Source organism: Paraburkholderia sp. NMBU_R16 (genome assembly GCF_013282575.1).
Classification (GTDB): domain Bacteria; phylum Pseudomonadota; class Gammaproteobacteria; order Burkholderiales; family Burkholderiaceae; genus Trinickia.
On the sequence record NZ_JAAAYE010000008.1, the window covers coordinates 135,206 to 141,205 of the forward strand.

At 54.5% G+C, this 6,000-nt stretch carries 3 protein-coding genes; 2 read left to right on the top strand and 1 reads right to left on the bottom strand.

Going from position 1 to position 6,000, the window contains the following annotated elements:
* The first annotated feature begins 118 nt into the window (after positions 1-118).
* Together GWC77_RS06240 and GWC77_RS06245 are read left to right on the top strand one after the other, a co-directional pair.
* Positions 119-5,107, top strand: coding sequence for a type ISP restriction/modification enzyme (locus GWC77_RS06240; RefSeq protein WP_173256012.1), 4,989 nt, complete (start codon positions 119-121; stop codon positions 5,105-5,107).
* A gap of 30 nt (positions 5,108-5,137) precedes the next feature.
* Positions 5,138-5,488, top strand: coding sequence for a hypothetical protein (locus GWC77_RS06245; RefSeq protein ID WP_173256013.1), 351 nt, complete (start codon positions 5,138-5,140; stop codon positions 5,486-5,488).
* Positions 5,489-5,573: 85 nt separating this feature from the next.
* Here GWC77_RS06245 and GWC77_RS29120 read toward each other — a convergent pair.
* On the bottom strand, positions 5,574-6,000 hold a 427-nt coding region (locus GWC77_RS29120), incomplete at its 5' end, for a hypothetical protein (RefSeq protein ID WP_217283187.1).

The following is a 6,000-nucleotide window of genomic DNA, read 5'->3' on the forward strand; positions in this document are numbered from 1 at the left end:
TCGCGGTGGACAGGTGAGATCGCGAGCAACCGTCGTCTGTCTTGAAAGTCGTCCGTGCGGACTGCCGGAAGGCATAATGTAGCACCCCGCAATCTCAAAATTCGAGAGACAAGTAAAAATGACCGCCCTCGAAACCCTTCTCGATACCTTCCGCAGTGCTGCCGTCACGGAACGGGAGAAAGGGACCTACTTCGAAGAGTTGATTTCCACGTATTTGCGGAACGAAGCCACGTACCGCGACCTGTACAGCGATGTCTGGACCTACGCGGAATGGGCTGACCTACGAGGGTTGGACAAGCGCGATACGGGAATCGACCTTGTGGCGAAGACGCGCGGCACTGACGAACTCCACGCGATCCAATGCAAGATGTACGCGCCGGATTACAAGGTCCAGAAGAGCGACATCGACAGCTTTTTTACGGCATCGGGCAAGAAGCCGTTCACGCGCCGGATTATCGTCGCCACGACGAACCATTGGAGCGAACACGCGGAGGACGCGCTGCTGGATCAGCAGCCGCCAGTCAGCAAGATCGACCTGACGGCCCTTGAGGAAAGCCAGATCGATTGGGGCAAGTACCAGCCGAACGCCGCACCGGTCATCAAGTCGAAGAAGGAACTGCGCCCGCACCAGACCAATGCACTGAACGCCGTTGTGCATGGTCTGGCGGATGCCGACCGTGGCAAGCTGATAATGGCCTGTGGAACCGGCAAGACGTTTACCAGCTTGAAGATTGCCGAAACGATGGCCGGTGCGGGCAAGCGGGTCCTGTTTCTTGTACCGAGTTTGTCGCTGTTGAGCCAGACCTTGACGGAATGGACACAGGAGAGTGAGACGCCGCTTCATAGCTTCGCGGTTTGCTCGGACAGCGACGTTGGCAAGAAGCGCAAGAAAGAAGACGACGAAGTGAAGACCTTCGTCCATGAACTGCGCTATCCGGCGACAACGAATTCGGCACGACTAGCGGACGAGATGGCAAAGCGACACGACGCGTCGCACATGAGCGTCGTTTTCTCGACCTACCACTCGATTGATGTCATCAGCCGTGCGCAGAAGCAGTTCGGGATGGCTGACTTCGACCTCATCGTCTGCGATGAAGCGCACCGCACCACTGGCGCGACCTTCGGCGACGACGACGAAAGCACATTTGTTCGAGTCCACGACGCCGACTACATCCGTGCTGCCAAGCGCCTGTACATGACCGCGACGCCGCGAATCTATGGTGATTCAGCGAAAGCGACGGCTGAACGTGACAACGTGGCGCTTTGCTCGATGGACGACAAGGCCCTCTACGGTGACGAACTGTTCGTCATCACCTTCTCGGAAGCGGTCAAGCGCGGGCTGCTGGTCGATTACAAGGTGATCGTGCTTGCAGTCGAAGAGACGCACATTAACCGGCGTCTGCAAGACCTGCTGAAGGACGATAACAACCAGTTGAAGGTGGACGATGCGGCCAAGATCGTCGGCTGCTGGAAGGCGCTTTCGAAGCAGGGATTGACCGAAGACTTGGTTGGCGACGGCGATTCGATGAGTCGTGCGGTGGCCTTCTGTCAGGTTATCGAAGTTTCGAAAGGTGCGAAGACGCACAAGGTAAGCTCAAAACAGATCGCCGGGATGTTTCAAGCGGTCGTTGAGGCGTATCAGGAGTCTGAAGAGACGGAAGAATTCGAACAGGTCGTCCGACTTCACTGCGAAGCCGAACACGTTGACGGCGGCATGAATGCCAGCGAGAAGGAAGCGAAGCTGGCATGGCTGAAGGCCGAAACGCCCGAAAACACCTGTCGCATCCTTAGCAACGTCCGATGCTTGTCGGAAGGCGTGGACGTTCCGGCACTGGATGCCGTGCTGTTCCTGACGCCGCGTAACTCGCAGGTTGACGTGGTGCAGTCGGTCGGTCGTGTCATGCGAAACGCACCGGGGAAGAAGCGCGGCTATGTGGTGTTGCCGGTTGTGATTCCGGCTGGCGTCGAACCGCATGAAGCCCTGAACGACAACAAGACCTATGCCGTCGTCTGGCAGGTTCTACAGGCGCTGCGTTCGCACGATGATCGTTTCGACGCGATGGTCAACAAGCTAGAACTGAACGGGCCGAATACCAGCAAGATGGAAGTCATCGCCATCACCGACAAGATTCAGAAGAAAAAGGAGAAGGGCAAGGGCGCGACGAATAAGGATGCCGGTAAGGGCGAGTTCACCATTGGTGACGCGGTCAAGAAGCGGACAAAGCAGGAACAGCACGAACTGCAGTTCGAGATCGGAGAGATTGAGAAGGCGATCTATGCCAAGCTGGTCCAGAAGGTCGGCAATCGCCACCATTGGGAAGATTGGGCGAATGACATCGCGCAGATTGCCCGGACACACATTGACCGCATCACCGCCATCATCGAGAACCCGCAGAACGCGACGGAACGACAGGCGTTCGACTCGTTTGCCGCTGAACTGCGCGATGACCTGAACGGTAGCATCACGGATGGCGAGATCGTCGAGATGCTGGCGCAGCATCTCATCACGAAACCGGTATTCGATGCCCTGTTTGCCGACTACAGCTTCGCGAAGCACAATCCGATGTCGTTGGCAATGCAGAGCGTGCTGGACGTGCTGCAAGAACACCGGCTGGACAAGGAAGCCGACACGCTGGAACGATTCTACGAGAGCGTGAAGCTGCGGGCCGAGGGCATCGACAATGCATCTGGCAAGCAGAAGATCGTAGTCGAGCTTTATAACAATTTCTTTGCCAAGGCGTTCCCGCTGCTTCGAGACAAACTAGGCATCGTCTATACGCCGGTCGAAGTCGTGGACTTCATCATTCATAGCGTCGGCCACGTGTTGCAGTCCGAGTTCGGCCAGACTTTGGGTAGCAAGGGCGTTCACATCATCGACCCGTTCGTCGGGACGGGCACATTTGTGACCCGCTTGCTACAAAGCGGTCTTATCAAATCCGAAGAACTGCCGCACAAATACAAGCACGAAATTCATGCAAATGAGATCGTGCTGCTGGCTTATTACATTGCGTGTATCAACATAGAAGCCGTGTATCACGGCATCGTCGGTGGTAAGTACCAGCCGTTCGAAGGGATATGTCTTGCTGATACCTTTCAAATGCATGAATCTGAGGACATGGTCGATACACTGCTAGTGCAGAACAGCGCTCGTCGTAAGCGGCAGAAGGAACTTGACATCCGGGTCATCATCGGCAATCCGCCTTACTCAGTCGGGCAAACAAGTGCAAATGATAACAACCGGAACGTCGCGTACCCATGTTTGGATAGTCGCATCCGAAGCACTTATGCGGAGCGCTCGATTGGCGGCAACGTGCGCAATCTCTACGATAGTTATATTCGAGCGATTCGTTGGGCGAGCGACCGAATCGGGGATAGTGGTGTAATCGGATTTGTATCTGGTTCTGGATTTGTCGAAAAGCCAGCGATGAGTGGCTTGCGTAAGTCGCTTGTTGATGAGTTCTCTTCTATATACGTTATCAACCTGCGTGGGGATATTCGAAAGAATATGTTGAGTAAAGGTCGAGCAAAGGAAGGTCAAAATATCTTCGGAAGCGGAAGTATGACCGGCATCTCGATTTCTATTCTTGTAAAGAATCAGAGCGCGACGAAACGTGGACAGATATATATACACGACATTGGCGACGACCTGACGCGTAATGAGAAGCTTGATCGAATCAAGGAATTCGGTAGTGTCGATGGCGTGAGAGCGCGGCAGCGGTGGCAGATTATCGAGCCAGATGAGCACGGTGATTGGTTGAATCAGCGTGATAATGACTTCTCTCGGTATATCGTATTGGGTGAGAAGAAGGGCGAGGCGTTAAAGATTTTTGAGGTCTTTTCGCTGGGTGCTACTACAAATCGCGATGCATGGTGTTATAACGCATCGAAGGCCGCTGTCGAGGCGAATGTGAGAAAGATGATTCGCTTTTACAGCACCGAGATGGTGCGCTATCAGTCCGCCTGTGCTGGACTCAAGATAGGTCAGTACCCTCAGGTGGACGAATTCATCAACGTAGACCCCAGAGAAATCGGATGGTCAAGAGGGCTTCGGCAGTCTCTGTCTAAAGGCCGCCGGATTTCGTTTGATGAGTCAAGTCTTGCGATTAGCTTGTATCGCCCCTTCTTCAAGCAGTGGATTTATTTTAATCGTGCATTGAATGAGTATGTGTACCAACTGCCACGCCTATTTCCAGACTGTGGTGTAGATAATCGGGTGATCTGCGTCTCCGGTGTCGGTGCAAGAAGCGGTTTTTCAGTCTTGATTGCAAACGCTATACCGTGCCTCGACAGCGTTGAGAAGGGACAGTGCTTTCCCCTGTATATTTTCGATGAGCCGTCTGGCGAAAGTGCTAGTGCTTCAGGGCAAGCAGGACTTTTCGATCCAATGCAGGCCAAAGGGGATAAATTGCTGCGCCGGGAAGCTTTGACGGACGAAGGACTGACTTATTTCGAAGCTGCATATCCAGGCGAGACGATCAGCAAGGAAGATATCTTCTACTACGTCTACGGCGTGCTGCACTCGCCGGTTTACCGCGAGCGCTACGCCGACAATCTCAGCAAGGAACTGCCCCGTATACCATGCTCGAAGACCGCTGCCGATTTCTGGGCTTTCTCGAAAGCTGGTAGAAAGCTGGCCGATTTGCACGTCAACTATGAAACGGTCGAGATGTACCCTTTGCAGATCGAAGGTGGCGGACTGCTGCTGACCGACGCCGACTACCGTGTTGAGAAGATGCGGTATGGCAAGAACGGCAAGGACAAAGACCTGACCACGTTGATCTACAACGACAAGATTACGGTCAAGGGCATCCCGCTGGAAGCCCATGAATACGTGGTCAATGGCAAACCGGCACTGGATTGGGTGGTCGAGCGCCAGTGCGTCAAGGTTGACAAGGATAGCGGCATCGTCAACGACGCGAACGATTATGCCATCGAGACAATGAACAATCCACGCTACCCACTGGAACTGTTTCAGCGGGTCGTGACGGTCAGTCTCGAAACGATGAAGATCGTGAAATCATTGCCGGGTCTGGACGTTCAGACGCCGGGTCCGACTGTAGGCCAGTTGGTCGAATCGGCGGGCACTTCGGACGCACTTAGTGCTTGATCGACCCCGGGTCCCCAGCTTGATATCAATATGAAAAGAACCGTTCTCCTTGCCCTTGTCCTGCCATCAATTGCCGTTGCATCCACCATTTCCGACTTCACGTCGCAGGTGCGTTGGACATCCCGCACAGGCCAGCTACTGTACGGCGGTCCATGCCATGCAACGTTCGGAACGACTGGCGTCGCACCTACCAAGCCGTTGGCCTTTTCGCTTTCGTGTCCTGGATATGCCGAGGCACGGATATTTGTCTGGCCGCAAACTGACCTTGCCACGGTCGGCGATCTACCTGCGAGGGTGACGCAAAAGCAGCGGCGGTCGATGTCTCTCTTCACGGCGGAAGGAGAAACGCTCACCTTCTCCATCGATCCGAACGCGGAATGACAACGAGACGGGTACCGATTCATATCGAAATCAGAAGCCTATGAAGACTATCGACAATCTGCGGCCGGCCGAAAGGCAACGCGTGTCAGACGTGGTTCAAGCGGTAGGTATTCCGACTGACGGCTGGAAGGGTAGTGATGATCCGAGCAAGCGCTCCAACTGGTCCTTCGGAGAAGCCGGGAAAGCGAATGTTGCCTTCATTTGGCATAACAACCTGCGGCAGGACGGCGCACATATTTACTTTGTAAACGACGCGGCAGAAAGAGCCGATACTTGCAGGCGGAAGGGCGAATATCAGCGTGCGAAGCGTGCCGATAACCTCGACCGATTGATCAGCCAATCGTACTTCACGAAGAACCCTATCAGAGTCGCAATAGTGTCGGGTTGTGGCGCGACAATCTGGATGAGAGACGCGCGACAAACAAGATGAGAATGTCGCGGCGAGGTTGATGATGCCGATGTTGATTGACGCTGACAAGCGTTTGTTGATTGACGCGCGGCGCATGTTGCAT

Bases quoted from the DNA above. Each gene is read 5' to 3' on its own strand.
- GWC77_RS06240 (WP_173256012.1), top strand. From the start codon at position 119: ATGACCGCCCTCGAAACCCTTCTCGATACCTTCCGCAGTGCTGCCGTC.
- GWC77_RS06245 (WP_173256013.1), top strand. From the start codon at position 5,138: ATGAAAAGAACCGTTCTCCTTGCCCTTGTCCTGCCATCAATTGCCGTT.